The organism is Streptomyces sp. NPDC027185 (assembly GCF_055567035.1).
Genome location: NZ_JBVHRF010000002.1, coordinates 955,602 through 981,642, shown reverse-complemented (window position 1 = coordinate 981,642; position 26,041 = coordinate 955,602). Strand labels below are relative to the sequence as shown.

General features: G+C 76.0%; 19 protein-coding genes. 9 read left to right on the top strand and 10 right to left on the bottom strand.

Annotation, left to right across the window (positions count from 1 at the left end; genetic code table 11):
- The first annotated feature begins 920 nt into the window (after positions 1-920).
- The 3 genes from ACZ4M8_RS09440 (at position 921) to ACZ4M8_RS09430 (ending at position 5,109) form a co-directional block, all read left to right on the top strand.
- Positions 921-1,793 (top strand): alpha/beta fold hydrolase, encoded by an 873-nt coding sequence (locus ACZ4M8_RS09440; protein ID WP_467605348.1) that lies wholly within the window; start codon positions 921-923, stop codon positions 1,791-1,793.
- 498 nt (positions 1,794-2,291) lie between these two features.
- Entirely contained in the window at positions 2,292-4,757 is a 2,466-nt protein-coding gene (locus ACZ4M8_RS09435) for a serine/threonine-protein kinase (RefSeq protein ID WP_467604858.1), read from the top strand.
- 151 nt (positions 4,758-4,908) lie between these two features.
- On the top strand, positions 4,909-5,109 hold the full coding sequence (locus ACZ4M8_RS09430; protein ID WP_467604856.1) for a hypothetical protein: 201 nt from the start codon (positions 4,909-4,911) through the stop codon (positions 5,107-5,109).
- Between the two features lie 97 nt (positions 5,110-5,206).
- Here the strand turns inward: ACZ4M8_RS09430 and ACZ4M8_RS09425 are convergent, their stop codons facing one another.
- The 4 genes from ACZ4M8_RS09425 to ACZ4M8_RS09410 all read right to left on the bottom strand — a co-directional run bounded on the left by ACZ4M8_RS09425 (position 5,207) and on the right by ACZ4M8_RS09410 (position 11,483).
- Positions 5,207-6,541: a hypothetical protein gene (locus ACZ4M8_RS09425; protein ID WP_467604853.1), complete on the bottom strand. Its 1,335-nt coding sequence runs from the start codon at positions 6,539-6,541 to the stop codon at positions 5,207-5,209.
- Complete coding sequence (locus ACZ4M8_RS09420) at positions 6,531-8,720, bottom strand: hypothetical protein (RefSeq protein WP_467604850.1); 2,190 nt, start codon at positions 8,718-8,720, stop codon at positions 6,531-6,533. The genes ACZ4M8_RS09425 and ACZ4M8_RS09420 overlap by 11 nt, the downstream gene beginning before the upstream one ends.
- 325 nt (positions 8,721-9,045) lie before the next feature.
- Positions 9,046-10,680 carry a transporter gene (locus ACZ4M8_RS09415; RefSeq protein WP_467604849.1) on the bottom strand — a complete coding sequence of 545 codons (1,635 nt, stop codon included), beginning with the start codon at positions 10,678-10,680 and terminating at the stop codon, positions 9,046-9,048.
- Complete coding sequence (locus ACZ4M8_RS09410) at positions 10,677-11,483, bottom strand: ABC transporter ATP-binding protein (RefSeq protein ID WP_467605345.1); 807 nt, start codon at positions 11,481-11,483, stop codon at positions 10,677-10,679. The genes ACZ4M8_RS09415 and ACZ4M8_RS09410 overlap by 4 nt, the downstream gene beginning before the upstream one ends.
- 653 nt (positions 11,484-12,136) lie before the next feature.
- Here ACZ4M8_RS09410 and ACZ4M8_RS09405 point away from each other — a divergent pair.
- Together ACZ4M8_RS09405 and ACZ4M8_RS09400 are read left to right on the top strand one after the other, a co-directional pair.
- The gene (locus ACZ4M8_RS09405; RefSeq protein WP_467604847.1) at positions 12,137-13,528 is read left to right on the top strand and encodes a transcriptional regulator; all 1,392 of its coding nucleotides are present in this window, start codon (positions 12,137-12,139) and stop codon (positions 13,526-13,528) included.
- A gap of 278 nt (positions 13,529-13,806) precedes the next feature.
- A complete protein-coding gene (locus ACZ4M8_RS09400) occupies positions 13,807-15,630 on the top strand; it encodes a hypothetical protein (protein ID WP_467604846.1) in 1,824 nt (607 codons plus the stop codon).
- Between the two features lie 133 nt (positions 15,631-15,763).
- On the opposite strand, the gene ACZ4M8_RS09395 is transcribed toward ACZ4M8_RS09400, so the two are convergent.
- Positions 15,764-17,107, bottom strand: coding sequence for an ABC transporter substrate-binding protein (locus ACZ4M8_RS09395; protein WP_467604844.1), 1,344 nt, complete (start codon positions 17,105-17,107; stop codon positions 15,764-15,766).
- 171 nt (positions 17,108-17,278) lie between these two features.
- Between ACZ4M8_RS09395 and ACZ4M8_RS09390 the strand changes: the two genes are divergently transcribed.
- Positions 17,279-17,737, top strand: a complete 459-nt coding sequence (locus ACZ4M8_RS09390) for an SCO4402 family protein (RefSeq protein WP_467605342.1) — start codon at positions 17,279-17,281, stop codon at positions 17,735-17,737.
- A gap of 49 nt (positions 17,738-17,786) precedes the next feature.
- Positions 17,787-18,710 carry a formyltetrahydrofolate deformylase gene (gene purU, locus ACZ4M8_RS09385; protein ID WP_467604841.1) on the top strand — a complete coding sequence of 308 codons (924 nt, stop codon included), beginning with the start codon at positions 17,787-17,789 and terminating at the stop codon, positions 18,708-18,710.
- Positions 18,711-18,748: 38 nt separating this feature from the next.
- On the opposite strand, the gene ACZ4M8_RS09380 is transcribed toward purU, so the two are convergent.
- Together ACZ4M8_RS09380 and ACZ4M8_RS09375 are read right to left on the bottom strand one after the other, a co-directional pair.
- The gene (locus tag ACZ4M8_RS09380) at positions 18,749-20,185 is read right to left on the bottom strand and encodes a zf-HC2 domain-containing protein (RefSeq protein WP_467604839.1); all 1,437 of its coding nucleotides are present in this window, start codon (positions 20,183-20,185) and stop codon (positions 18,749-18,751) included.
- On the bottom strand, positions 20,182-20,766 hold the full coding sequence (locus tag ACZ4M8_RS09375) for a sigma-70 family RNA polymerase sigma factor (protein ID WP_467604838.1): 585 nt from the start codon (positions 20,764-20,766) through the stop codon (positions 20,182-20,184). The genes ACZ4M8_RS09380 and ACZ4M8_RS09375 overlap by 4 nt, the downstream gene beginning before the upstream one ends.
- Positions 20,767-21,223: 457 nt before the next feature.
- On the opposite strand from ACZ4M8_RS09375, the gene ACZ4M8_RS09370 reads away from it, so the two are divergent.
- The gene (locus ACZ4M8_RS09370) at positions 21,224-21,598 is read left to right on the top strand and encodes an STAS domain-containing protein (RefSeq protein ID WP_030288295.1); all 375 of its coding nucleotides are present in this window, start codon (positions 21,224-21,226) and stop codon (positions 21,596-21,598) included.
- Positions 21,599-21,635: 37 nt separating this feature from the next.
- Here ACZ4M8_RS09370 and ACZ4M8_RS09365 read toward each other — a convergent pair whose 3' ends face one another.
- The 3 genes from ACZ4M8_RS09365 to ACZ4M8_RS09355 form a co-directional block, all read right to left on the bottom strand.
- Positions 21,636-22,874, bottom strand: coding sequence for a sensor histidine kinase (locus ACZ4M8_RS09365; RefSeq protein ID WP_467605340.1), 1,239 nt, complete (start codon positions 22,872-22,874; stop codon positions 21,636-21,638).
- A gap of 134 nt (positions 22,875-23,008) precedes the next feature.
- On the bottom strand, positions 23,009-23,671 hold the full coding sequence (locus ACZ4M8_RS09360; RefSeq protein ID WP_467604835.1) for a response regulator: 663 nt from the start codon (positions 23,669-23,671) through the stop codon (positions 23,009-23,011).
- A gap of 307 nt (positions 23,672-23,978) precedes the next feature.
- On the bottom strand, positions 23,979-25,007 hold the full coding sequence (locus tag ACZ4M8_RS09355; RefSeq protein WP_467604832.1) for a hypothetical protein: 1,029 nt from the start codon (positions 25,005-25,007) through the stop codon (positions 23,979-23,981).
- Between the two features lie 252 nt (positions 25,008-25,259).
- Here ACZ4M8_RS09355 and ACZ4M8_RS09350 point away from each other — a divergent pair, with 252 nt between their 5' ends.
- Positions 25,260-25,994 carry a hypothetical protein gene (locus ACZ4M8_RS09350; RefSeq protein WP_467604830.1) on the top strand — a complete coding sequence of 245 codons (735 nt, stop codon included), beginning with the start codon at positions 25,260-25,262 and terminating at the stop codon, positions 25,992-25,994.
- Positions 25,995-26,041: the final 47 nt, after the last annotated feature.

Genomic DNA, 26,041 nt, shown 5'->3' with positions numbered 1-26,041 from the left:
GTGGCTGCGCGGGCGGGGTGCGGCGGTTGCGTCGCGGGGCCTGGCGCCACGGGTCCGGGAGGGGCATCCGTACGGGCCCGGGAAACCGCTGCGGAGGGGCGTACGGGGCCGGGGCGGCCCTCCGGCCGTCGCCGCGGATCCGGCGTTGCGGCGCCCGGGGGAGGAGGGCGCCCTCGCGCCCCGGGAGAGTGGGGCACGGGCGTCGTCGCTGAGCCGCTTCACGGCTCGGGGGCGGGGGGCTCCGGTGTCACGGTGGTGGGCTTCTATCCACCGATTTCTCCCCGTCGGCCGTTCTGATCTGCGCAGAGGCGGGGCGGTGGGGGTGGTGGCGGCTTCCTGGCGGGATGAGGAATTGCGCGAACCGGTGCGGAACGGCCGAGGACGTGTCACCCTTGGCGCCCACATGGATGCCCGCCGTGGTGCCGGACGGCCCGCGGACGGGACCGGTCCGGGCTGCGGCGGCCCGGACGCGGAACGGTACGGGGGAGCCGCGGTCTGACGGCTTCCGGGGAGGGGGCGCTGGTGGGGGCGGCGGAACCGGACCGAACACGGCGGACAGCGGCGCGCAGAACCCGCGGGACGCGACGGCGCGCGGTGCGATACGGAGCCCGCGACACCTGGGGCCCGGCGGTGCGGCGGAGGATGCGCGGGCTCTCGGGGCCCCGGCGCTGCGAACATCCGAGGCCCCGCCACCCCCAGCTCCCCCGTCAGGACCTGGAGCCCCGAGCTCTCAAGGTCCCGCATCACGGACCCCTCGTCCGGCGAGGTCCGTCCCCCTGTAGCTGTCTCCCCGGGCGGCTCCCCGACTATCCCTGCCCGTCGTCACCCGAACGAGGGGACTTCCGCACGAGACCGCCGTATTCGAATAGGCATTCGATAGTCTGGAGCGGGTCACAGGACGAGTGGGGGTGTCGGGGCACATGGTGCGGCGCATCGAGGTGACGGGAGCCGGCGGGGTCCGGCTCGCGGCCTGGGAGTTCACCGATCCGCCCAAGGGCGACGGCGGACCGGAGGGGGGCGAGCGGCGCCCCGGCGTCCTGCTGCTCCACGGCCTGATGGGGCGCGCGTCCCACTGGGCCGACACCGCCCGCTGGCTCGGCGCGCGGTACCGCGCCGTCGCCCTCGACCAGCGCGGTCACGGCCGCAGCGAGAAGCCCGCCGACGCCCCCTTCGACCGCGCCGCCTTCGTCGAGGACGCGATAGCCGCCGTCGAACAGCTCGGCCTCGCCCCCGTGACCCTCGTCGGCCACGCCATGGGCGCGCTGACCGCCTGGCAGGTCGCCGCCCGTCGGCCGGATCTGGTCGGTGCGCTGGTCATCTGCGACATGCGGGCGTCCGCGTTGGGCGCCGCCTCGCAGCGCGAATGGGCCGAGTGGTTCGCCACCTGGCCGCTGCCCTTCGCCACCCTCGCGGACGTCCGCCGGTGGTTCGGCGAGGACGATCCGTCGCTGGAGCGCCCCCGCCCGGCGCGCGGCGCGTACTTCGCCGAGGTGATGGCCGAGGGCGCCGACGGCTGGCGCCCGGTCTTCTCCCGCCGCCAGATGCTCACCGCCCGCGAGACCTGGGTGACCGACGCCCACTGGGAGGAGCTGGCCGAGGTCCGCTGCCCCGCCCTCGTCGTCCGGGGCCAGGACGGTGAACTGGGCCGCGCCGAGGCCCAGGAGATGGTCCGCGTCCTGCCCGGCGGCAGCTACGCCGAAATACCCGACGCGGGGCACCTGCTGCCCTGGGAACATCCCGACGCCTGGCAGCGCGCCGTTGAGCCTTTCCTGCGGGCGGCGACACCGGAGTGAGGGCGCCGGGTGGGCCACGGGGCCGCGTCTCCGTGGGCCGCTGCCGGGTGGGCTGGACGGACCTCCGCCTGTGGCGGCCGGGCCTGTAGGAGCCGGGACGGGCGGCGGTGTGCGACTGCCAGGCACGCCGGGTCTGCCCTGCGGTGGCTCCACCGGCTGCTGAGGGGGCGTCGAACGGGGCGGTTCGCCGGCCGCCGGTACGAGCCCTGCCTGCCCGGGACCCGGGGCCCTCGGTCCGGGTGCTGCCGCGCGGGAGCCGGGTGTTCGGGGCATGAGCGGTGGGGCCCGCCGTCCGCCGGGGCGAGGGCCCGCCGGAGCCGGGGCTCGTCGGGGCGGGGCCTCGTCGGGACGGGCCGGTGCTGAGTTTCGGCCAACGCTACGATCACTGCCGTGCCGCGTCGGCCGTCCGTCCGCGTGGGCAACCCCGCGGGTGCGGCGCCCGCGTGAGGCATTCCCGTAGCTCCGACCGGTTTCTCGACAGACGTGGAAGGCCCGACGATGGACTCCTTGCTCCCGGACGACCCGCGACACCTCGGGCCGTACCGACTGTTGGGCCGGATCGGGGCGGGCGGGATGGGGCGGGTCTACCTCGCGCGGTCCGCCGGGGGGCGCACCGTCGCGGTGAAGGTGGTGCGGCCGGATCTGGCGCAGGACACCGGGTTCCGGGGGCGGTTCCGGCAGGAGGTGGAGATAGCCCGCGCCGTGTCCGGGCGGTACACCGCGCCGGTCGTCGACGCCGATACCGAGGCGGTGTTGCCGTGGCTCGCCACCGCCTTCGTCCTCGGGCCGTCGCTGACCGAGGTCGTCGAGGCGCACGGGCCGCTGCCCGACCACAGCGTCCGGGCCCTCGGTGCGGGGCTGGCCGCCGCGCTGACCGAGATCCACTCCGTCGGACTGGTCCACCGTGACCTGAAACCGTCCAACGTACTGCTCGCCGCCGACGGCCCCCGCGTCATCGACTTCGGTATCGCGCGCGCCGTCGACGGGAACCGGATGACCCAGACGGGCGTGGTCGTCGGCTCGCCCGGCTACATCCCGCCCGAGCAGGTTCTGGGGCAGCGCGTCGGTACGGCCGGTGATGTCTTCGCCCTCGGCGCGGTGCTCACCCATGCCGCCACCGGGCACGGCGCGTACGCCGAGGGCACGCCCGCCGCGGTGCTCTACCAGGTCGTACACGGTGAACCGGATCTCGGCGGGGTGCCCGCGGCGCTGCTGGGGCTCGTCGCCGCCTGTCTGCACCGCGATCCGGAACAGCGGCCCGCCCCCGCCGAGGTGTTGCGGACGCTCGCCCCCGAGGGCACCGGCGCGGCTTTCACCAACTGGCTGCCCGGCGCCGTCGCGTCGACCATCGCCACCCACGCCTCCCGCCTCCTCGACCTGGAGACCCCCGCCGACCCGGACCCCGCCGGCCCCGGCGCCCCGGCGCCTGCTCACGGCCCGGCCGGGCCGGGGACGGGCGTGCCCCAACGGCCGGGCGCGTCACACGAGTTCGGGACGGCGCCGACGTATCTGCTCGGTGCGGACAAGGACGCCGGGCCCGGTGACCGCCACCCCGGTACGCCTGGCGGCGGTCACCCCGGAGCGCCCGGCACCGCCGCCGGTGTGCCCGGTGGCGGTGCCCCCGTACCCGTCGCCGCGCCGGGTGTACCGACGTACGTGCCGGACGGGCCCGGGGCGTACCCGCCCGCCGGCCTCGGGGCGGGCGCGCCGACCGTACCCGGGGGGACGACGGACCCACGCGCACCCGGTGACGCCCCCGCGCCGTCCCGGCGGCGGTTCCTCCAACTCGCCGCCGGGGCCGCGGCGGGGGTGGCGGCGCTCGGTGGTGCCGGGGTCTGGGCGTTCAGCGGTGCGCCGGGCGGTGCGGGCGCCGAGGACGGCGGGAGCGGGGGCGCGACCCCGGAGGCCGACGATTTCACCACCCCGCCGCCCGGTACCGCGCCCGCCGTCCTGTGGCACCGCACCGCCGAGACCGACAGCCTCAACAGCGATCAGCCGCTCGCCGTCCACGACGGGTTGCTGCTGATCAGCGGGGATCCGCTGGTCGCCCGCCGGGCGAGCACCGGGGCCACCGTCTGGAGCCGGAAGGGCGTCGCCGCCGCCGGTGCCCCGCTGATCCTGGCCGACCGCAAACTCTTCCTCGTCAGCACCGAGTACAACGGCGACGTCATCGCTCTCGACCCGGGCACCGGCAAGGAGGTGTGGCGCAGCCGCCTCGGCGGTGACCTCACCGTCCAGCGCATCCTCGCGGCCGACGGGCAGCGGCTCCACGTCGTCGCGTCGGTACGCAGCGAGGACACCACCGAGCACCCGACCGCCGTCGCGGCCATCAACCTCCGTACGGGCAAGCAGGACTGGAGCGAACCGCGCGACAGGGGGACGACTGACTTCGACCTGGAAGGCACCGTCTCCGGCAACCGTCTCGTCTACACCGACGGCCGGAGCAACGTCACCGTCCGCGACGCCACCGACGGCCGTCAGCTGTGGAGCCGCAAACTGGGCGACGACATCGCCTGGCGGCCCGCCGTGCACGCCCGGCGGATCTTCCTCGGCGGCTCGCGGCTGCGCGCCGTCCACCTGGAGACCGGCGAGCAGGACTGGTCGCTCTCCTCCGCCGGGCGGCTCAGCTTCTACCAGCCGACGGTCGTGGACGGAGTGGTGTACGCCGCCGATCACAGCGGTGGCGTCTGGGCGGTGGACCCGGTGCGCGGCCGCAGGCTCTGGCTCTGCGAGGACACCGGCGCGCGCCGGGCGCCGACGGAGTTCCTGTCCGTCCGGGGCACGCTCTACGGCGCGTCGTACGACGACGCCGGCGGCATCTTCGCCCTCGACCCCGCGACCGGCAAGGTCCGCTGGCACTACAACGACAACACCGGCAGTCTCGACCAGTGGCACGTCACCGCGTCCGGCCGCCGGTTGCTGGCCACTCACGGCGATGAGATCTACGCGTTGCCGGCGGTCTGAGGAAGCCACCTGAGCCGCGGTTCCGCGGTGCGCTGTCCTCCTCGGGTCGCGATGGCCGAGGCCCGGCCCGGGGCGGCCGACCGCGCTCGGTACGGCGGGCGGCCTCCTGCGGGCGCGGTGGACGCGGCGGGTGCGGCGGGCGTGCGGCACGGTGTCACGCCGCCTCCCGTCTGCGGTATTCGCCCGGAGACAGGCCGAGGACCCGCTTGAGGGCGACGTATCGGACAGGCAGGAGGCCCGCGCCGTCGAGGGCGGCGAGGACCGCCCCGGCGGCGTGGCCGCCCACGCCCTCGACCCGGACTCCGCCGACCGGTTCTGGGAGTACGCCACCGTCGCGCCGCACCGGGGCTGACGGGCCGGCCCGGCCCGCCGGGCGACCTGTCCGGCCGGTCGGCCGCCCGGCGGGCCGACGGGACCACCCGGCCGGGTGCCCCACCGGTCCTCTTGCCCTACGAAGCCTCCAACGTGCGGGTGAAGTCCCCGCGTTGGACGCGTACGGCGAGGGAGTCGTCGGGCTCCCCGGAGAGCAGGGAGCCGTAGCCGGTGGCGGCCCAGAGGCTGCGGGCGGTGTCCACCTCGAAGTACGGGACCGGGCGGTCGTTCTCCCGGTCGGTGAGCACCTCGGGGCCGCGGCGGGCCCGTATCGCGCGGACACAGGACTCGCAGGCCGCCACCCGCAGCTCCTCGCGGCGGCCGAGCGGACGCCACGGCAGGACCCGGGCGGCGGGCCCGTGCAGCGGGTGGAAGAAACACAGGGGCAGCGGGGCGTCCTCGGGGCCGAGCGCCGCGCGCCCCTCGGCTATCAGCGCGAACACCCCCGCCAGATCCGGCACGCCCCGCGCGCGGTCCAGCACCGAACCGGCCGCGGAGTACGCGTCGAGGGCCCGCCCGACGGCCTGCGGATCGCCCTGCGCGGCACGGGCCTCCTCGCCCAGCCGCACCACTTCCCGCGCCGCCCGCTCGCGCAGCTCCGCCTCGTCCGCCCGCCGGGCCGCCGCGAAGACGGAACGCGGCAACGCGAACGGTGTGGCCAGATCCCGCACCCGGGCACGCCGCCGCCACAGCAGCCCCACCGCGCCGAGCACCAGCAACGGCCCGGCCACCAGCGTGAGCATCCGGACCACCGGCGACCCGGAGGACGCCGGTGCCCCGGCCGCCCCCGAGGCGCCCGGAGAGCCGGAGGACGCGGACGGGGCGGGGGCGTGGAGATCGGCGGTGGCCTTCTCGTACTCCTTCTCGCCGTCGCCCGCCGCGATGATGTCGATGGCCCGCTCGACACGGCGGGCCGTCCCGGCACCCTCCATGTCGCTCTGGTGGAAGACGGCCGCCGCGGCCTGCTGCGCCTGGTGCGCACGGGCCGGCCACTCGCGGGCGGCGATGTCCTCGGGGAAGTCGCCGAGCGTGATGATGATCGACGGTTCGCCGCCCATCCGGTCGTGGACCACCTCGGCGAGCTGCGCGGGATCGCCGCCCCAGCTGTCCCCCTCGACCAACGGCACCAGCACCACCCGGATCGGCAGCCGCGTCCCGCGGATCCGCTCCGCCAGCCGCTGCCGCTCGGCCGCGCCGACCGCCGAGTCCAGCGACGGATCGACGTACACGGGGGAGCGGCGCAGCGCATCGGCGATCTTCTGCCCGGGGCTCCCGGCGGCGGCTCCCGGCGTCGCCGTGCACCAGACCAGGGTCAGCGCCGCCAGCGCCGCGACGGCGGCACCGGGCACGGCGGACATCCGGCGGCGGGCCCCGGCCCGGCGCGGACGGCGGTGGCGAAGGTCAGTGAACACCGAAGTACTCCCGTACGTCGCGGGTGAGTTGGCCGATCCGGGCGCCGTCGGCGAGTGCGGCCAGCGGCCCGGGAAGATCGGGGTACGGCACACGGTCCGCGCGGCCGGTGTCCGTCGCCGGGCCCAGCCGCAGCACCGGCGCCGGGGTGGCCCGGCACCGTTCGCAGACCGGCAGCGACCGGGCGCGGCCACCGCCTGCCGGGGCCATCCGGCGGGTGGCGGGCGCCGGGCCGTGCAGCGGGTTGCGGTGGCACAGCCACTCCGGCGCCGCGGACCTCTCGGCGGCCGCCCGCCCGGCGCGGGCCAGCGCGACGGCGCACGCCAGGGACGCCGGGGTGGCGTCCGCGTCGACCCGGCCGTCACCGTCACCGTCGATGAGCAGGGCGGCGGCGTCCAGACACTCCCAGGCCAGCCGGTGTGTCCCCGCCGGCAGGGCGCTGTGGGCGTCCAACGTGGCGGTGAGGGCGTCGGCCTCCTGCCGGGCGGTGCGCCGCAGCCACGCCAGGGACGGAGCGTTGGGCGCCTCGAACGTGGCCGGGACACCACCGGGGGGCGGGCCACCGGACCTCCGGTTCCGCCGCACCGCGCCGACCGACGCCACCAGCCCGAGCAGCAGCGTCGCGAGGAACGCGCCGATCATCAGCCCCGGCGCGAAATCCCCCGCGAACACGCTGGACAGCCCCCGCTCCGCGGCCGGGTCGGCGGCGGGCCCGGGATCGTACGGCCGGCCGCCCGCCGCCACCTTCGGAGCGCGGGCGACATCGCGGAGCAGCGCGTCGAGCCGGTCGCCCAGCGTGCGGTGTTCGTCCTCCTCGGGGAAGGTGGAATGCCGGCTCTCCAGGGCGTACGCGTCCACGGGAGCGCCGTAGTTGATGACGGAGAGGCGGTCCGACAACGGATCGGCGAGGACGAACAGCGCGTCGCGGTGCAGGCGTTGGTGGAGCGACCGGACGAACACGTCGCCGTCGCCGCCCGATTCGTCGTCGGTCACGCTGGGGACCGCCGCGATCAGCACCGGGACGTCGAGCGCGGTGAGCCGCGCGCGCAGCCGGGCGCGCTCGGCCGCGGTCAGGACCGGTTCGCTCTCCGGGTCGGTGTACAGGGGGTCGTGGCGCAGACCGGCGGTGACCCGCTCGATACGGGAGTTCAGATCGGCCGCGGTCGGCAGGGCGCCGACGTCGGAGCTGTCGAAGAGCCGCGCGGCGGTGACGGCGAGCCCGCCCGCCAGGAGCACCGCGCCGGCCGGCAGCACCACCACGCCCCGGGCCGGCCGCCGCGGCCGGACGGAGCGCCCCGGTGCGGCGCCGCCCTTCCGCGCCGGGCTCGCCGCACCGCCGCCGTCGCCCTTGACCTCGCCCGCCGCGGCACCGGACTTCCGGAGCGAGGGCGCCACGCCGCCCCGGGCATCGCGCGGGCCGGGCACCGGTGCGCCGCCGCGGGCCCGGTGCAGCCGGCGCCGGCGGCGTACGTAGAGGCCCACCAGCAGGACGGAGAGGGGGAGCCCGGCGACCGCGATGCCCGCGACGAAGCTCTGGTTCTCCTGGTCGGTGCGGTCGGGGTGGAGCTTCGGCACCTCGGCGCCGCCCTTGGCCGCGGCGCTGCCCGCCTCCGCCCGCTCATGGGCCCGCCCCGAGCGGAGGACATCGACGAAGTGCCGGAACAGCTCCAGGGGCGTCGCGTCGTACGGCATCTCGTAGAGCGTGGCGCGGGCCGCGTCCCGGGCGCCGCGCACCTCCGTGCCGTACGCCTGGACCTCCGGCATCCCCGGGCCGCTCAGGACGACGTACAGACCGTCGCGGCCGAGCCGGTCGTGGACACCGGCGAGGAATCCGGCGTCGTCGGCGCCCAGCGCGGTGTCGGGCAGGACCATGACGTATACGGGCACCCCGAGCCGCGCGGCCTGCGCGGCGAAGAGGGGGGCGCTGGAGCGGGGGACGTCACGCGGCAGTTGGTCGCTGATGTACACGGGATCGCGGCGCAGTTGCCCGGCGAGGTACGCCGTCCTGCTGCGCGGGGTGTCCGCGCCGGAGCCGGGAGCCGTGACCGCGGGGGAGCCGTCCGGGCCCGCCGCGGTGGTGTGCTCCGCCGCGGGCCGGTGGGCCGCGTGCCCGGGGGACGCGGGCTGCGCCACCGCGGGGACACCGCTCAGCAGTACCGCCAACCAACCCGTGACCAGCATCAGCGCGCCTCGACGCACCGCCCCCACCCCCTCGTTCCGCATGACGCCCTGACGCTACCTCCCGCACGCGGATGCCGTGCGGGCCTGTGGACAACGTCCGGGATTCAGAGATTCCGGCACGTCAGCGGCGGTGTGCCGGCCGCGGCGCCGGGCGGGCGCGGCAGCCGGGACCTCCCGGCCGGCCGGGAGAGGCGGGCCCGGCAGCGAGCCGCCGCCGGACCCCGCGGTCACCCCACGGGCCGCTCACGGGGACGGCCGGGCCGCGGGCCGGGAACGGCCACCGGCCGGGCCACGGCCGTCCCGTCGCAGGCCGCCGCGCCCCGCCTCAGCCCTGCCGCACCGCCGACAGGATCTCCGGCACCCGGCGCACCACCAGGGGCGCCGCGATCCGCAGGCCCACCTGGGCCATCGCCGTGCCGTAGACGATCCCGGCGGGCAGGAGTATCCACAGCAGGGCGTGGTGGCCGGCGAGGTGCAGCCAGATGGTCAGGGCGACCAGCGGCGCGCTCAGCACCGTGCCCGCCAGCAGACCGCCGAAGAGGCTGAACCAGGCGATGGACGTCTGGCCCGGCGCGATGTTCTTGTTGCCGTCGGACGGGACGGAGTAGGGGAAGAGCGTCGAGGTCAGCGCGCCCGTCGCCACCAGCGTGCCGAGCAGCGCCAGCGACAGCCCGTAGATCTCCACCAGCGACGGCCAGGCGTCGAGGAACGCGACGGTGCCGACCGCCACCAGCGTGACGTACGGGACCGCCACCAGGCACAGCGCCAGGGCGCGGGCCCGCAGTTCGCGGTAGGCGTCCCGGGGCGTGGCGAGGGTCGAGGCGACCATCCAGAACGCCGAGGTGTCCTGGCCGAACTGGTTGTACATCTGCGTGCCGAGCAGCGCGGGCGCCACGAACGCCGTGTAGACCGTGCCGTTGCCCTGCGCCGCGTAGACGACCGGGATCAGCAGGCCCACGCCCATCGACGTGGCCCAGCCCATCTTCGTCTTCGGGTCGCGCCAGGCGTAGCGCAGGGTCCGCAGCACGACCGCGCCCGTCCGGCCGTCCGGCAGCAGCCGGGGCGTCCCCCGGGAACTGCTCCTCGCGCGCTTGCCGTCCTTCTCCGCCGGCTGGATCGTCGACCCGTCGGGCGAGGTCATCAGGGTCGTCAGCATCCGCTGCCACCACCACAGCAGCAGCACCAACGCCAGCGCCGTCAGCGCCAGCCCGGCGGCGGCCGTGGCCCACGCGCCCCGGCCCGCGTCGGCCACGGCGCTCATCGCCGACGCCGGCGGCACCCGGCGCAGCACCTCACCGACCGGCTCCAGGACGGCCAGCCCGTCCGGGCGGCCCAGCTTCTGCGCGACGAGATTGACCAACTGCGCGCCGAGCGCGGCGAACAGCCCGCCCAGCACCGCCAGATCCCGGCCCCGGCGGCTCGTCAGCAGCCGTACGGACGCGGTGGCGACGACCCGCGCCAGCGCCACGCAGACCAGCATCACCAGGGGCACCGCACACACCGCGACGGCGGTGGCGGCCGGACCGTCGGCGACCGCGACGGCCGCACCGGTGGCCAGGACGAGGGTGACGAGCGGCCCGACGCCCACCAGGGACGCCGTCAGCAGCGCCACGACCAGCGGGCGGGGCCGCAGCGGCAGCATCACCAGGCGCGTGGGGTCCAGCGTCTCGTCACCGGACGGGAAGAACAGCGGCATGACCGCCCAGCCCAGCGTGAGGAGCCCGATGAGCAGCACCACCAGCGCGTCGACGTGCGCCACACCGCGCAGCAGGACCAGCCCGGTGGCCGCCAGCCCGGCGAACACCACGCCCGCGAGGACCGACGCGACGTAGGCGGCGGCGCGCCCCGGGGAGCGACGCAGTCCGTTGCGGAGCAGCGCGAGCTTCAGGCGGACGAACAGCGGTGTCAGCGCGGTCGGGGACGCCGGCCGCGGGGCGCCCGGCGCGAAGGGGGCACTCATCGGGCGCCGCCCCCCAGCCAGTCGAGGTGCTGCCCGGCGCGGGTGCGGCTCCCGGCGCCGACCAGCTCCAGGAACGCCTCCTGGAGCGACGGCGCGTCCCCCCGCACCCGGTCGAGGGGCCCGTCCGCCCGGATACGCCCGGCGGCGATCACCGCGACCCAGTCGCAGAGCGATTCGACCAGCTCCATGACGTGGCTGGAGAAGATCACCGTCGCCCCGGAGGAGGTGTACCGCTCCAGGACGCCGCGGATGGTCTGCGCCGACACCGGGTCGACGCCCTCGAACGGCTCGTCCAGGAAGAGAATCTCGGGGTTGTGCAGCAGCGCGGCGGCCAGCCCGATCTTCTTGCGCATACCGGTGGAGTAGTCGACGACCAGCTTGTGCTGGGCGCCGGACAGTCCGAGGACGTCCAGCAGCTGATCGGCGCGCTTGTCGGTCTCGGCGCCGGGCAGGCCGCGCAACCGGCCCATGTACCCCAGGAGTTCCCGGCCCGACAGGCGTTCGAAGAGCCGCAGGCCCTCGGGCAGCACCCCGATCCGCGACTTGACGGCCACCGGGTCGCGCCACACGTCGTGCCCGCCGATGAGGACCTCGCCGGAGTCCGGCCGCAGCAGGCCGGTGACCATGGACAGCGTGGTGGTCTTGCCCGCGCCGTTCGGCCCCACCAGTCCGATGAAGCGGCCCGCGGGCAGCGTCAGATCGATACCGGCCACCGCGGTCTGCTGCCCGAACCGCTTGGTCAGCCCCCGGATCCGCACCGCGGGCACGCCCTCGGCGGTTCCGCTGCCCGGCGGCGCGGCCACCGGCTCCCCGCCGCCACGCTCGGTCGGCTCTCCGTTCTTCTCCGGTCCGTTCGCCACCGGTCCAGCCCTTCGACGTCCCCGCAGAGGCCGGGCGGCCCCCGTCCCCGTTCACGATACGGACCGGTACTGACAGCGGGCCGGGCCCCGCCCGCGCACGGCGACGAACGGCCCCCGCCCGCCCCGGAAAGCCGCGGCGCGGGCCGTACCGGGGCGGCCCCTGCCGTACGAACCGCCCCGATGTGGCCCGTACCGCCCGGAGGGACCGGAAAGAGGGAGGGGAGAAACGCGTGTCCCGGGCGCACCTACCGGCACGTGGGGCGCATGGAGGCATCGGCGGGGGCGCGTAGCGGTGGTGAGCCGGGTGCGGGGTAGCGACCCGCCCTTCCGGGCAAGCAGGATCGCCGCATACGGACCGTGGGGGCGAAGGGCCGTGGGAGCACCGGGACGCACCGGCGCCGCGGCGCCCCGTGCGGACACCGCCGTCACCCGGGCCCCGCGTACCTGACGCACCCCGCCCGCACGGCACAGCCCACTCGTACCGCGGATATCCGGAATCCCACCGGATATCCGGCGATACGCGGGGAATTAATCGCAACCAATCGCACCGACCGGCGTTCACCGGTGGACGCACTGCCGCAACAGGGGGTACCAACATGGCCGCAAGGCCACTCGTCGCTCGTCAGCCCAACGAGCGGCTCCAGGCGCTGATCCAGGAGGCCGCCTGCTCCAACGCGGGTCTGGCCCGCCGCGTCAACATGTGCGGCGCCGAACACGGCCTCGACCTGCGCTACGACAAGACCTCGGTGGCCCGGTGGCTGCGCGGTCAGCAGCCGCGTGGCCGCGCCCCCGCGATCATCGCGGAGTCCCTGGGGCGCAAGCTCGGCCGCACGGTCACCATCGACGAGATCGGCATGGCGGACGGCAAGAACCTCGCGTCCGGTGTCGGGCTGCAGTTCTCCCCGACCGTGCTCGGCGCGATCGAGCAGGTCAGCGAGTTGTGGCGGAGCGACGTCGGGCGGCGCGACTTCCTGAACGGCTCCTCCGTCGCCGCCTCCGCACTGGTCGAGCCCAGCCGCGACTGGCTCATCACCGGGGCGGACCCCCAGGTGGCGCGGAGCGCGGGCGCCCGGGTGGGGCGCGCCGACGTCGAGGCGGTACGCGCCATGACCACGGCCCTCGGCGACCTCGACCACCGCTTCGGCGGCGGCCATGTCCGGCCGGTCGTCGTGCACTACCTCAACAGCGTCGTCTCCGGGCTGCTCGCCGGGTCCTACCGGGAGTCCGTCGGCCGGGAACTCTTCGCCGCCGTCGCGCGGCTGACCGAACTCGGCGGCTACATGGCCGTCGACACCGGGCAGCCCGGTCTCGCGCAGCGGTACTACATCCAGGCGCTCCGCCTCGCGCAGGCGGCCGACGACCGCGCGTACGGCGGCTACGTCCTCGCCGCGAGCATGAGCCACCTCGCCGCCGAACTGGGCACCCCCCGCGAGATCGCCCAGCTCGCGCGGGCCGCGCAGGAGGGCGCGCGGGGCCGCGTCACCCCGCGCGCCGAGGCGATGTTCTGCGCCGCGGAGGCGCGCGGCCACGCGCTCATGGGGGACGGCCGGGCCTTCCAGTCGGTCGCCGCCCGCGCGCTGACCGCGATGGAACGCGCCGAGGCGGCGGGCGACACGGGCGACGACCCGGACTGGATCGGCCACTTCGACCGGTCCTATCTGGCCGACGAACTCGCCCACTGCCACCGGGACCTGGGCCAGGCCGCCGCCGCCGAGGAACAGGCCCGCCTGGCGCTCCAGGGGCTGCCGCGCACCAAGGTCCGCCGCCGCGCCATCGGGATGGTGCTGCTGGCCGGTGCGCAGGTGCAGCAACGCGAGGTCGAACAGGGCTGCCACACCGCCACCGAGGCCGCGGAACTGCTCGGTGAACTCCGCTCGCAGCGGGGCGTGGAGTACCTCGACGACTTCCGCCAGCGCGTCGAGCCGTACCGGGACGAGCCGGTGGTGCGGGAGTTCGGCGCCCGGCTGGAGCTGCGCGTCGCGGTGTGAGGAGACCGGGTGCCCCGGGGCGGGCCCGTGGTGCCGCGCCTGGTGCGCGGCCCGCGGGCCCGTCGCGTACGGGGCGTCAACGGGCCGGGGAAATGCGGGGAATGCCCGGATGGCCGGTGTGGCCGGCCCGGGGGACGCGGTGCGTTCCCCCGGGGACGCCGAGCCGGTCGCCGCCTCCGGGGCGGGCGGCGGTGGTGACCAGGGGACGTGGTCGAACGCGTCGGCGACCCGGTAGCGTGAGCCGACGATTCCGTAGGTCTGCAGAGGTAGGAGTCCCGGTGACGCAGAGCGGACAGGGTCACGACCCGCAGAATTCCGCGGACGGCCAGGCGCGAGAGGGCGTGGTGCTGCCCGCGGGCGGTGAGGCATGGCCGCCCGTCCAGCAGGCCGCACCCCCGGCCGGTCAGCCCTGGGGGCAGCCCTGGGGCCCCGACCAGCAGAACCCGCAGGCATACGGCCAGGGGCAGCAGCCTCCCGCGCAGCCCCAGGGCCAGGCACCCGCGCAGTCCCAGGGCCGGATATCCGGGCCGTACCCGGGTCAGCCCCAGGGCGCAGGTCAAGGGCAGTCCCCGACGTACGGTCAGGGGCTTCCCCCGCAGCAGCCCCCGCAGGCCCAGGGGTACGGCCAGGGCGCGGTCCCGCAGGCGCAGCCCCAGCCCTACGCTCAGCCGCAGCCCCAGCAGGCCGCCCCGGCGTTCCCGCCCCCGCCGCAGGGGCAGCCGCCGATGCCGCCGATGCCGCCCACCGCACCGCAGCAGGCGCCGGGCCCGCAGCCGCCCGCCGCGTCGGACGCCGAGGAGACGGCGCTGATCCCGCCCTTCGGCTCCGGCGCGCTGCCGCCCGAGGGCGCCGCCCCGTCACCGCAGACCCTGGGCGGACAGCTGGTGAAGGCCACCCCGCAGCAGGCCGCGCCGCTGCCGCCCGCCTCGGACGACGCGGACGCCACCGCCCTGCTGCCGCCGGTCGGCGCCGGTGCCGCGCCCGGTGCCGCGCCGCTGCCGCCGGAGACCTCCGGCCGCCCCGAGACGCCCGGCGAGTCCACCCAGATGCTCCGCAGCCTCCGCCCGCCCCGTAACCGCGCGGCCGCGCCGCCCGCCGCCCCCGGGGACTCCGAGGCGACCCAGTACCTCCCGCCGGTCGGTGCCGGCGGTCCCGCGCCGCAGCCGCAGCCCGGTGGCGCGCCGGTCGGTGCCGGCGGTCCCGCGCCGCAGCCGCAGCCCGGTGGCGCGCCGTTCGGTGCGCGGCCCGGGGGCGCGGAGCGGCCCACCCCGGCCGAGTTCGAGGGCCTGTTCCGCGCCGCTCCCGGGGCCGCCGCCCCGCCCCCGGCGCCCGACGCCACCGCCCAGCTGCCGCGCTTCGACGACCAGGCCCCGCCGCCGTATGGCCCCGGGGGCGACCGGCACGGGTTCCCGCCCGGTGGCGGCCACGAGGCGCCGCACCCCGGGTACGACGACGCGCCCGCCGGGCGCCGGCGGCTGAGCCCGGTCGTCGTGGTCGGCATCGTCGTGGTGGCGCTCGCGGGCGCCGGCATCGGGCTGGGCTGGGCGCTCAGCGGCGGGGACGACGAGGCGAAGAAGAAGCAGCCGAGCGCCGGGGCGGCCCGGTCGGCCACCGAGGACGCCGCGCCGCCGTCGCCGACCGCCGACCCGGCGGAGGAACAGGCCAAGAAGCTGGACGCGCTGCTCGCCGACAGCAACAGCAGCCGCTCCGCGGTGATCAACGCCGTCCGGGACATCCGCGGCTGCGACAACCTTCCGGGCGCGGCGAAGGACCTCAAGGGCGCCGCCAACCAGCGCAACCAGCTGGTCAGCCGCCTTCAGGGGCTGCCCCTCGACAAGGTCCCGCGGCATGCGGAGCTGACCGCCGCCCTGACCACCGCGTGGAAGTCGTCGGCCGCCGCCGACAACCACTACGCGGCGTGGGCCGGTCAGGTCGCCGGGAAGAAGGGCTGCCACAAGGGCCACGCCCGTAACACCGGCCACACCGCGCAGGGCACCGCGGCCAGCGGCGCGGCCACCAAGGCCAAGGAGCAGGCGGCCCGCCTCTGGAACCCGATCGCCCAGAAGTACGGCCTGCGGACGCACCAGGCCGGCGACCTCTGAGCCGCCGGCCGGACGGCCCCCACCGGGTGCTCCGCGCGCCCCGGGGCCGCCCGGTCACGGCTGACGCAGCGCCCGCCGGAGCCGCCGCGCCCGCTCCGTACGCCCCCGGCGCCCGCCGCCCGGGACGCGCCCCTCACATGTCCGTGCGCCGCCGCTCCAGCGTCCCGGCGACGTTCACGAAACCGTCGGACGCGGCGAGCACCTGACCGTCCGCGACCGTCTGGTACATCACCTTCGCGTTCACGATCCGCGGGAAGTCCTGCACGGCGAGCATGTCCTCCGCGCGCCACCGCAGCTTCGGCGTCAGCCCACCGGTGTCCACCGGATGCTTCCCCCGGTCCAGCACCTTCTGGAGCGCGTACGGGGTGATCTCCTCCGCACCGTCCGCGTCGAGCTGTTCCACCATCGCGCGCAGCACCGTGTACGCGATCCACGTCGTCTGTACGCCCTGATCGGCCGGGTCGACGCGGTTGTCGCCGAAGGCGTGCTCGTTGATGACCTTGCGCATCGGGGTCCACCGCGGATCGCCCGCCGCCGGGTACCAGCCGGTGACCAGCGCGCCCTCCAGGGGCCCGGAGCGGCCGCCGGTGCGGTTGACCAGCGCCTGCCCGACGCTGCCCAGCACCGAGGCGACGTGCACCTTCGGGCTCTGCTGCTGCAGGCGCCGGAAGGAGTCGAAGAAGGCGTCGGTGTGATCGCCCAGCGACGCCGCCACGCAGGAGCCCGGCGCCCGGCCGCCGTACGCCGCCGTCCCGTAGCGCACGGGGTCCGCGCCGACGGCGTCCAGCGCGCGCCGTACCTCGGCGGAGTAGTCCGTACCGTCCTCGGGCGCCCGGATGTCGGTGACCGGCGAGCGGCGTCCCTGCTGGAGCCCGGAGTCGAGGAGGGACGGCATCTGGTCGCCCTGGATCGTGTCGGGCCGCACCAGGGCGACGCGGCTGCAGTCGCGCGCCAGCTGACGCCCGTTGCCGGCGAGCAGCGACGCCTGACCGCCGTTCACCGGATACGACAGCGGACTGACGAACTCCTCGTCGGAGGCGCCGTAGCCGCCTATGTACGGGATGCCCTCGACCTCCAGCGGCGACATGAACGCCCGGCCGAACTGGCTGTACGAGCCGACGACGGCGACCGCGCCCTCGTCGACCGCGCGCTGCGCACAGCGGGTCGCGCCCACCGAATCGTTGCGGTCGTTGCAGGTCAGGACCTTGAGCCGGTGCCCGGCGAGGCCGCCCGAGGCGTTGATCCAGCGGGCGTAGGTCTGCGCCATCGCCGGCATGCCGGGCATATTGGTGGCGCTGGTGCCCTCCGGCGCCCAGGTCATCACCGTGATCGGTGCCTTCTGCGGCCCGGTCCCCGGCAGTGAGCCGCAGCCGGAGAGCAGGGACGCCAGCGCGGCCGTACCGGCGGCCCATCGGGCGGCGGTCCGTGCGGGGGCGGGCGGGAAGAGGCGGGAGGAGGGGCGGCGCCGTCCGGTCATGGTCCGTGAGCCTCGCGCTCCGCCCGAAACGCGTGAGTGATTCCAGGTCAGCGGAGAGTGACGGTGAGGTGAACTCCGGGGGGCGATAGGTGATCGGGAACGAGGAACGTACGATCGAATACTGTGCAAGGTTCGGAGAAGTCTTCCCGTCGCGGCCGCCGCTCGACCACCATGGGCGGTATGCCACACAACGACATGCCGTGGTGGCGCTGGCGCAGCAATGTGCGCTCCGCGCTGCACATGCTCTCCGACCCCGGATTCCACCAGGAGACCTGGCTGACCGGCCGCCCCGGTTACGGCGACGTGACCGACGCGGTCTACCGCCTCGTCGAGGACACCTGGCTCGACAACTGGTCCGCGGAGAAGTACGTCGGCACGATCTTCCGTGACACCCAGGAGGCGGCGCTCGTCGACGCCGCCGTGCTGCGGGTGCTGCGGATCATGCACCAGGTCGGCGCGGACTCGCCCGTCACCGCGTACGTCGCGCACCCCGCGTGGCCCGAGGCGGTCCGTGCGGCGCGTGAGGCGCATGTCCGGCTGGCCCGCGCGGACGGCGACGATGCGGACGCGCCGCCGCTGTCGCTGGAGGCGCTGGCGCAGTTGACCGGGGGCGTGGCGGCCGGCGTGTGAGCCGAGGCCCGCGCCGGTGCGGTGTCCGGGTATGCGACCCTATGAGGTCATGAGCGAGTCGCAGTCCTCCACGCCCGGCCCGAACGACGGGGCCGCCCCCGGCGGTTCCGGTCCGGACCGCCCCACCGACCAGTACGTCCTGACGCTGTCCTGCCCGGACAAGCAGGGCATCGTGCACGCCGTGTCCAGCTTCCTGTTCATGACGGGCTGCAACATCGAGGACAGCCAGCAGTTCGGCGACCACGACACCGGACTGTTCTTCATGCGGGTGCACTTCAGCGCGGACGCCCCGGACAGCGTGGAGAAGCTGCGCGCCAGCTTCGCCGCGGTCGGCGACTCGTTCCGGATGGACTGGCAGATCCACCGCGCCGACGAGAAGATGCGCATCGTTTTGATGGTGTCGAAGTTCGGCCACTGCCTGAACGACCTGCTGTTCCGCTCCCGCATCGGGGCGCTGCCGGTCGAGATCGCCGCCGTCGTCTCCAACCACACCGACTTCGCCGAGCTGGTCGCCTCGTACGGCATCGCCTTCCACCACATCCCGGTGACGAAGGCGACCAAGGCGCAGGCGGAGGCGGAGCTGCTGGAGCTGGTGCGGACCGAGCGGGTCGAGCTGGTGGTGCTGGCGCGCTACATGCAGGTGCTCTCCGACGAGCTGTGCACGGCGCTCTCCGGCCGGATCATCAACATCCACCACTCCTTCCTGCCGAGCTTCAAGGGCGCCAAGCCGTACCACCAGGCACACGCCCGCGGGGTGAAACTCATCGGCGCCACCGCCCACTACGTCACCGCCGACCTCGACGAGGGCCCGATCATCGAGCAGGAGGTCGAGCGGGTCGGCCACGGTGTCACCCCCGACCAGCTGGTCGCCATCGGGCGGGACGTCGAGTGCCAGGCGCTGGCCCGCGCGGTGAAGTGGCACAGCGAACGCCGGGTGCTGCTCAACGGGACCCGGACGGTCGTCTTCGCGTAGCAGAGACCCCGGGGCCCTCCGCCGCCTCCCTCGCCCGCTCAGAGCCGGGAGAGGGAGGCGGTCGCGTAGAGGACGTCGCGGATCGCCTCGCGTTCGCCGTCCGAACCGGCGGCCGCCTCCTCCGGAACGATGTGTCCGGCCGCCAGCTGGCAGAACTCCTCGCCGTCCAGCGCGAGATGGGCCACGGTGTGCTCCGGCGAGCCGACCGCCGCCGGGGAGTCCAGGGCTATGTACCAGTGGCCGCCGCCGTCACCCTCGATCTCCAGATGGAGCGTCCGGCCAGGCGCGCCGGCCGCCACCAACTGCCGGGGCGGGGCGGCGAGACCGGCCCGGCGGCGGTGGGCGAGCGCCCGCGGCAGCAGCCGGGCGGCGAGATCCACCAGGCTGTGCAGATGGTCGGCGGCCGGGCCCTCGTGCGGATAGGCGACCGCGTCGGCGATGTCACCGGCGTGCAGCCAGCAGCCGAAGGCCCGGTCGAGGAAGGCGTCCCGCAGCGGCAGCCGGACCGGGCCGTACGCCACCGCCAGCTCGCCCACCCCGCCGCCCGCGAACGAGGCCGTACGGATCAGCGCATGGCTCTGCTCGCGCCACGGCCGGTGGACCGCGGGCGTCCGGGGTGCGTCGCCGAGGGTGCGCCACAGGGCGTGGGTACGGGCACCGGGCCCGGCGCCGGCGGCGGGCGCGGCGTCGCCGAGCGGGTCGGGCAGGCCCAGCACCGTGGCGAGGAGGCCGTCGACCGCCATCAGATGTCCGAGCACTCCGGCGGCGGTGGTCTCGCGGTGCACCGGCCGTTCGCCGTCGAACCACCGCAGCCGCACCGGGGCGCGCCATTCGGCGTCGCCCATGTCGCGCAGCAGGGCGTCCAGCTTGGCGGTCTCCGCGTCGTACGGGGTTGCCCACTCGGGCACCGGGATGCGCGCCGGACGGCGGCCCAGGCAGCCCTCCAGGACGCGGGAGCGCAGCAGCGGGTCGAGATCGAGGCTGTCGGCGGGGTGGAGCAGGCCGACGGCGTCCCGCAGCCGCAGCGCCTCGTCGGCGCAGGAGGCGCAGTCGGTGAGGTGCGCCTCGACGGCGGCGGTCTCCTCGGCCGAGCAGGCGGCCAGCGCCCACGCGCCGAGCAGCGAGGTCAGCACGCGGTGCGGCAGCTCGGGCCGCCCGTCATCCGGCCGCCCGCCACCGGGGGCCGCCGGGGTCTCCGGGGGAGGGCCGTCGCCGGGTGCCCCGGCGCCGGCTCCCGGGGAGCCGGGCCGCTCGGCGCCGGTGCCCGCGGCGGCGGGGTCCGTGTCGTCGCTCCGCAGGGGCGCGCCGTCGGGCAGCGGGCCGCGGTCCTCGGCCGCGGTGCGCGGGGACGGTATCCGGGGCCGGGCCGCGGACGGGCCCGGGACGGCGCCGGGCACGGGCGGTCCGCCGGGCCCGTCGTACGGCGGGCAGGCGTCCTCGCGGCCGTACCCCTCCCATTCCTCCGGGCCGTTCACCGGGGCGCTCCGTTTCCGTCGCCGGGTCCGCCGGGCGGCAGCTTCTGGTGGTGGGCGGTGGACAGCAGCTGGAGGCCGAGGCGGAGCCTGCGGCGGGCCTCGTCCGCGGTGACGCCGAGGTCGGCGGCGGTCTGGCGGTAGTCCCGCCGCTGGAAGTAGGCCAGCTCCAGGGCCTGGCGCAGCGGGGCGGGCATGGAGGTGACGATGTAGTCGGCGCGGGCGGCGGTGGAGGCGTCGCGGATCTTCTGCTCGACCTCGGCGGGCGCGGGTCCGCCCGCGTCACGGGCGAGGGCGGCCTCGGTCTGGCGCAGCCGGTGGACGGCCTGGCGCTGGGTGAGGGTGGCGACCCAGGAGCGCAGCGAGCCCTGCTTGGGGTCGTAGGCGTCCGGGTTCTCCCAGATGTAGCCGAAGACCTCGCGGGTGACGCGGTCGGCGGCGTCCTCGTCGCCGAGGACGCGGTGGGCGAGGCTGTGCACGAGCGAGGCGAAACGGTCGTACAGCTCGCCGAGGGCGGCGGCCTCACCGCGGGCGAGCCGCTGCTGCATGCGTCTGTCCCAGCGTGGTGGTGCGTCCCTCGCCATCGGTCCCTGCCCCGTTCCTCACCGCCGCCGTACGGACCGCCCGTGGCGCGGCCGGGCTGCGTGCGGTCGTCCGCCTGCCCGCGTCCCGCCGGTACGGGCGGTCCGCGCCATCGAATGTAGTCGGGGGGTACGACACCGCACGCTTCTTTGCGGCAAACCGTCCCGGAAGGCGGGAGCGGATGGTAAGAGACTCGTCACTTTGGGGTGGTAATGCCCGGTCGGGTGCGTGCGAAGAAGATCGTTCCCGCCTGAATCGGAGAATGCGTTACGGGTGTGTGACCGAAATTCGGCAAAGAGTGACCGCGGGCTGGGCATAGCCTTGACGGGAACGGCCCAGTGCGTCACGCATTCCGCGGTGTTTCAGGGGAGAGAGGCCGGGCAGTCGAGCCGGGGAAGGTTGAGTTCCGGATATTTCCGGGATCATCCGGTCCACAAGCGAGCGAAAGGCTTCGAGCGCGTGTCGTTGAAGGTGGCAGAAGACGAACAGGGCCGGTGGGCCGTCCTCCAGGTGTCCGGCGAGATGGATCTGGTGACCTCTCCCGCGGTACGCCAGCACGTCCACGACGCGGTGGCCGACGGCCGGCGGAACGTCGTCCTCGATCTGTCCGAGGTCCGGTTCTGCGACTCCAGCGGTGTCGGTGTGCTCATCGCCGCCCGCCGCCTGATGCGCTCCTGCCAGGGCCGCCTCCGGCTGATCCTCCCCGCCCAGGGGGCCGTCGACGGCTCGCACGTCAACCGCGTCCTCGCCGCCCTCGGCGTCCGCCGCCTCTTCGAGGTCTACCCCGATCTGCACACCGCGGTCGACGAGACCGCCGCCCCGCTCTCGGCCTAGAGCCCGCCGCTCCCCGGAGCGAGGCGCCCCGGGGCCGTCACCACGCCCCGTAGGGGGATTCCGTCCCGTACGGGGGCTCCGCCCGGTACGGGAACCGCGCACGGACGACGAAACCGCCGTCGGCGGTGTGCCGCGTCTCCAGGGTGCCGCCCAGGCTCTGGGCCCGCTCGCGCAGCCCCACCAGCCCGTGTCCGCCGCCCGGCAGCGCCGGGGACGCCGCCGAGGCGTCCGGCGGCCCGTTGCGGATCTCCACCCGCAGTCCGCCCGCGCCCGCCGTGTCCGCCGGCTCCCCGGAGTCCGGCGCCTCCAGCGGATCGATCCGGACCAGCACCCGCGCCCCCGGAGCGTGTTTGCGGACGTTCGTCAGCGCCTCCTGGACGGTACGGAACGCCGCCCGCTCCACCGCCCGTGCCCCCTGCGCGCCCGCCACCACGCCCGGCTCGTACGTCACGTCGAGCCCGCTCATCCCGATCAGCCGCGGCAGCTCCGCCAGATCCGGCTGCGGTGCGGGGCGGCCCGCCTCCTGGGGGCCGCCGGCCGCCCGCAGCACGCCGACCATGTGCCGCAGCTCCTCCAGGGTGCGCACCGACAGCTCCCGGATGGTCCGTGCCCCGTCCCGGGCCGCCTCGTCGCCCGTGCTGACCTGCACGGCCCCCGCCTGGAGGCTGATCAGGCTGACCTGGTGGGCGACCACGTCGTGCATTTCCCGGGCCAGCCGGGCGCGCTCGGTGGCCTGCACCCGGTCGGCCAGCAGCCGGTCCTCGCGGCGCAGGCTCCGGGTCAGCTCCTCGACCCGCGCGGCCAGCTCGCCCCGGGTACGTACCAGCAACCCCAGGGTGATCGGCGCCGCCGAGGTGACACACGCGTCGATCAGCACCAGCGTGTTCTCCCGGTACGCGGTCAGCTCCAGGTCGGAGAGCGGGTACGGGAGGAAGTGCGCGGCGATCAGCAGCGCCGCGCAGCTCCCCAGGCGGGCCCGTCCCGGGCGCCGCGCCGCCACCGTGTAGAGCGCGATCATCGGCGCGAACCAGATGTAGCCGATGTACAGCCCCGGCAGCGTGACGAGGAAGACCAGCAGCGGGAAGCGGCGGCGCAGCAGCAGCGAGGCGGCCGCGACCAGCGACACGGCCAGCTCCAGGGGGAGCGAGAGCCCGTTGACGAGGAACGCGTCGGCGATCCCCAGGAGCGCCGGGACGGCCACCGGGGCGACCCGGCGCAGCCACCCCGGGACCCGCGCCCGCAGGCCCCCGCGCGCCCCCGGCGCGACGGCCGGCACCCGCGCCCCCGCGCCCTGCCCGTGCCCCGGCTCGTCCCCGGACGCCCCGGGTACCGCCGGCAACCGGTCGTCCCGCGTCCCCGGTACGTCCCCGGGAGCGGGTGTCCGCCGCGCGTCCCCCGTGTCCGCCACCGTCAGCACGTCCCGCGGGGTATGCCGCCGACCAGACCAGCGCGGTCGGCGACGATCGCCGCCTGGACGCGGTTGAGGCCGCCCAGCTTGCCCAGCAGGGCGCGGACGTGGTCCTTGACGGTGCTGGGCGCGAGGCCGATCCGCTCTGCGATCTGGGCGTTGGCCAGACCCTCGCCGAGCAGTGCCAGCACCTCCGACTCGCGCGGTGTCAGGCCCGTCACGGCCCGCGCCGCGGCGATCTGGTCCTCGGCGGTCAGATAGCCGCCGATCACCGCCCGGGTCACTCCCGGGTCCAGGACGCTGCCGCCCGCCGCCAGCGTCCGTACCGCGCGCACCAGCTGCTCCGGATCGGAGTCCTTGAGCAGGAAACCGGCGGCGCCCTCGCGCAGCGCCGCGGTGAGGTACTCCTGGGCGTCGAAGGTGGTCAGCATCGCGACCACCGGTGGCTCGGGGGCGGCGCGCAGCTGCCGCAGTACCGTCAGCCCGTCGACGTCCGGCATCCGGATGTCGAGCAGGACGACCTCGGCGCCGCTGTCCCGCACCGCCCCGACCGCCTCGGCGCCGCCGCAGTCGGCGACCATCTCGATGTCCGGGGCGGTGCCCAGAATCATCCGCAGCCCCGACCTGACGAGCCGCTCGTCGTCCACCACAGCGACACGGATCACCGGGCGCCCCTCTCTCTCGCACGTTCCCGGCGGGCGCGCGCCGTCCGGCCGCCCCCGCGCCCTGCCCGCCCCGGGGAAGCCGCCCTCCGAAGGCCCCGTACCCCCGCCGGGCGGCGGGGGTACGCCCGGGACCTGGGAACGATGCCTCACCGGGGCGTACACCGGCAGAGTGCTTTCATGCTGCACCACCGGCCGGGTCACCGGCACGGGAGGCGGTGCAGCTCACAGCGACGGCCGCCGCGGCCCCCACACGCGGCGGCCGTTCTTCTCCGCCGCCCCCGGGGCCCGGGACCAGGGGCCCGTGCCCTCAGCGCCCCGCGGCGGCCGTCCGCAGCCCCTCGCCCCGCGCCCCGCAGTACGGGCCGCCCGGCCGCGCCGAGGCCAGCACCACCACCGACGTCATCGCCGCCAGCCCGTACGCCGTCGTCACCAGCCACAGCACGCCCTGCGGCGTCTCCAGCGACCGGTTGAAGTAGTCGGTCACGGCCAGCTCCACCACCGACCGCACCGTCAGGTAGAGCTGCACCGCCCCGTACGTCAGCAAGGCGCTGCGCACCTCCCACCGGGCGCCCCAGGCCAGCGACCCCAGGGTCAGCAGCACCAGCACCGCGCCCGCGGAGGCGAACTCCGGGGCCGCCGCGAGCCCCGGCGTCCCCGGTACGGACGCGTCGACGACCGCCCGCAGGAAGCGCGCCGCGTGCCCGGAGGCGAGGACCGGACCCTGCACCGTCCACGCCAGCTCGACCAGGCCCATCACCAGGAACAGCACTCCGCAGATCCGCGAGGGGCGGCGGCGCCAGGCGTCCCCCGGCGCGGGACGGCCGCCGGGCGCCCCCCGGCGGCCGTCCCCGAGCGGCAGCAGCGCACCCAGCACCACCAGGGCGGTCACCAGTCCCAGGCACCGGGTGGCCAGCAGCCAGCCCCAGTCGGTGACGGTCACGTACCGGGAGCGGTAGGCCGCGTCGCACAGTCCGACGCCCTCCCGCACCGCGGCGGCCAGCAGCACCCAGCCGAGCAGCAGCGCCGCCGCCCGGCACGCCCGCCGCCCGGCCAGCGCCGGACCGGCGACGGCGAGGAACGCCACCGTGAACGCCCACTCGTACGGACCGAGCACCGGCACCGCCCCGGGGAGCGCGGGATGGAAGAGTCCCTCGACGAAGTCCCAGAGCCCGCCGCCGCCCCGGACGGCGCCCGCCACCGTCCAGCCCGCCATCGCCAGCCCCAGGAGGCCCAGGCACGCCCCCGCGGCGCGGTAGCGGCCCCGGTGCGCCGGATCGGCCCGGCCCGGGTCGGGGTCGGGCCGCACGTCCACCGCGCCGTCGTCCTGCATCGCCATGCCCCAGACCCCCGCTCCGCCCGCCGGCCGCGATAACCGGACCGTCCCGTACCGCAGCCTCACTGTGCCAAGGACGGCAGGAGCGGCGGGGGAGGTTCCCTGCCGTGTCGGAGCGCGCCCGGCACTTCACCGGGGCGCGCGTCCGGAGAGGCCGCGGACGGCGAACTCCCCCTGGAGGACGCCGTTCCGGCCTCCGCGCGACGACGCCACCGGCAGCGGCACCGCACCCCGGGGGGCTGGCATGATGCGGCCATGACGGAAACGGGGGAGGCAGCTGACGGCGGGCCCGCGCACCACGGCGGCGTCCGCCTCACCCGGCGTGGCCGGATCGTCCTGGGGGCGCTCGCCGCGGCCGTCGCGGCGGCGCTCGCCGCGGTACTGGTCAGCGCCGCGGACCCGTTCGGTACGGACGGCGCCCGACGCGCCGCCCCCGGCGTGTCCCGCCCGCCGCGCGCCACCCCCGCGCCCTCGCCCACCACCCCCGTCGTCCTCGACTGGCAGGTCCACCACGAGCGCAAGCTCCGCGCCTGGCCGGCCGTCCCCACCGCCTACGCCACGGTCGTGCACGACGACGGTGACGCCTCGTACCGCCGCCGGGGCAGCCGGATCGTCGAGTACGTCGTGCCCGGCGACGACAGCAACCGGCTGCGGCTGACCACCTACGCCCACCGCCCCCGTACGCTCGCCGCCTGGGGCGCCCAAGAGGCCGCGCGGCTGCGGCAGTTCTGGCCGGACGCCGAGGTGCGTACCGCACCGGCCCGCTTCCAGGGGCGCCCCGCGCTGCTCCTCGACGCCACGTACACCTTCTCGCCGCAGGCCCCCACCCGGACGCGGCGGCTCCAACTCCTGACCACCGCCGCCACCGGCCGCGCCTACGACCTGTACGTGGAGATGCCCCGGGTCCCGGCGGCCGAGCACACCGGCCGTGCGGTGTTCCGGGGCGCCCGCGACCGGCTCCGTCTGGACGGCGGGCCCGCCCGGCCCTGAAGCCCCGGGTCCGCCCGACGGGGCGTCAGCCCGCCCCCGGATACCGA

Coding starts and splice junctions, on each gene's coding strand:
- ACZ4M8_RS09440 (WP_467605348.1), top strand. CDS start 921: ATGGTGCGGCGCATCGAGGTGACGGGAGCCGGCGGGGTCCGGCTCGCG.
- ACZ4M8_RS09435 (WP_467604858.1), top strand. CDS start 2,292: ATGGACTCCTTGCTCCCGGACGACCCGCGACACCTCGGGCCGTACCGA.
- ACZ4M8_RS09420 (WP_467604850.1), bottom strand. CDS start 8,720: ATGCTGGTCACGGGTTGGTTGGCGGTACTGCTGAGCGGTGTCCCCGCG.
- ACZ4M8_RS09415 (WP_467604849.1), bottom strand. CDS start 10,680: ATGAGTGCCCCCTTCGCGCCGGGCGCCCCGCGGCCGGCGTCCCCGACC.
- ACZ4M8_RS09405 (WP_467604847.1), top strand. CDS start 12,137: ATGGCCGCAAGGCCACTCGTCGCTCGTCAGCCCAACGAGCGGCTCCAG.
- ACZ4M8_RS09395 (WP_467604844.1), bottom strand. CDS start 17,107: ATGACCGGACGGCGCCGCCCCTCCTCCCGCCTCTTCCCGCCCGCCCCC.
- ACZ4M8_RS09390 (WP_467605342.1), top strand. CDS start 17,279: ATGGGCGGTATGCCACACAACGACATGCCGTGGTGGCGCTGGCGCAGC.
- purU (WP_467604841.1), top strand. CDS start 17,787: ATGAGCGAGTCGCAGTCCTCCACGCCCGGCCCGAACGACGGGGCCGCC.
- ACZ4M8_RS09375 (WP_467604838.1), bottom strand. CDS start 20,766: ATGGCGAGGGACGCACCACCACGCTGGGACAGACGCATGCAGCAGCGG.
- ACZ4M8_RS09355 (WP_467604832.1), bottom strand. CDS start 25,007: ATGGCGATGCAGGACGACGGCGCGGTGGACGTGCGGCCCGACCCCGAC.
- ACZ4M8_RS09350 (WP_467604830.1), top strand. CDS start 25,260: ATGACGGAAACGGGGGAGGCAGCTGACGGCGGGCCCGCGCACCACGGC.